The organism is Cupriavidus sp. GW822-FHT06G04 (assembly GCF_058799075.1).
Window position 1 is genome coordinate 1 of record NZ_JBXALD010000037.1, and the last position, 1,106, is coordinate 1,106.

At 63.8% G+C, this 1,106-nt stretch carries 1 protein-coding gene; it reads left to right on the forward strand.

Annotated elements, in window-relative coordinates; all coding sequences use genetic code 11:
- Positions 1-52: 52 nt before the first annotated feature.
- Positions 53-1,072: an IS30-like element IS1086 family transposase gene (locus AC1RKI_RS30060; RefSeq protein WP_061960289.1), complete on the forward strand. Its 1,020-nt coding sequence runs from the start codon at positions 53-55 to the stop codon at positions 1,070-1,072.
- The last annotated feature ends 34 nt before the right edge of the window (positions 1,073-1,106 follow it).

Below are 1,106 nucleotides of genomic sequence, written 5' to 3' on the forward strand. Positions count from 1 at the left end.
GGCGGCCTCAAATTTGAAGTGCAACACCTTGCCATTCGGTAAGGTGTGATTAATGACGAGAACGAAGTACCAACAACTACAACCTGAAGAACGCATGCGCATCGAGATTTGGAAGGCCGAAGATGTCAGCCTGCGAGCCATGGCTCGCAGGCTTGGCCGCGCGCCTTCGACACTGATGCGGGAGCTTCGCCGCAATGCCACCGCCCGTGGCGGCTATGGCGCAATGAGCGCGCAAGCCTGCCGTACGCAACGCCTCAAGGCCAGCCGTCCAGTCGCCAAGCTCGCTCCTGATGGCGTACTGTGGGGCGTGGTGCGCCACTTCCTCGATCAGAAGTGGTCGCCCCAGGAAATCTCCGCTACGCTCAAGCGGGCCTTTCCTGATCAACCCGACCTCAACGTGTCCCACGAGACCATCTACAACGCCATCTACGCATACCCGCGGGGTGAGCTGCGCCGCCAGCTCATCGCCTGCTTGCGACAGGCCCGAACCAAACGTGTGCCGCGCTCGCGTGGAACCGACCGGCGCGGCCAGATTCCCGACATGGTCAGCATCCACGTGCGCCCGCCCGAGGTCAACGACCGGCTCATGCCCGGGCACTGGGAGGGCGACCTCATCAAGGGTGCGGGCAACCAATCCGCCGTAGGTGTGCTGGTCGAGCGTATGAGCCGCGCCGTACTGCTGGTCAAGATGCCGGACGCCACCGCTGCATCGGCTCTGGCCGGCTTCACCGGGAAGCTGCAAGCCCTGGTGGCCCCGCTGCGCCAGACCCTGACCTACGACCAGGGTCGAGAGATGGCCCGGCACGCCGAACTGAGCGCCGCCACTGGCGTGCGCGTGTACTTCTGCGACCCGCATAGCCCCTGGCAGCGCGGCACCTGTGAGAACACCAATGGTCTGCTGCGCCAGTACTTACCCAAGGGCACCGACCTGTCCGTCTACTCGCAGGAGGAACTTGACGCCATCGCCGACAGCCTCAACGGCCGCCCGCGCAAAACCCTGAACTGGCACTCCCCGCTACAAGTCCTCGCTCAGGTTCTGGCCAATCCCACGGACCGGCTTCCTGTTCAATAACTGAGGGGTGTTGCACTTCGCACTTGAAACCGCC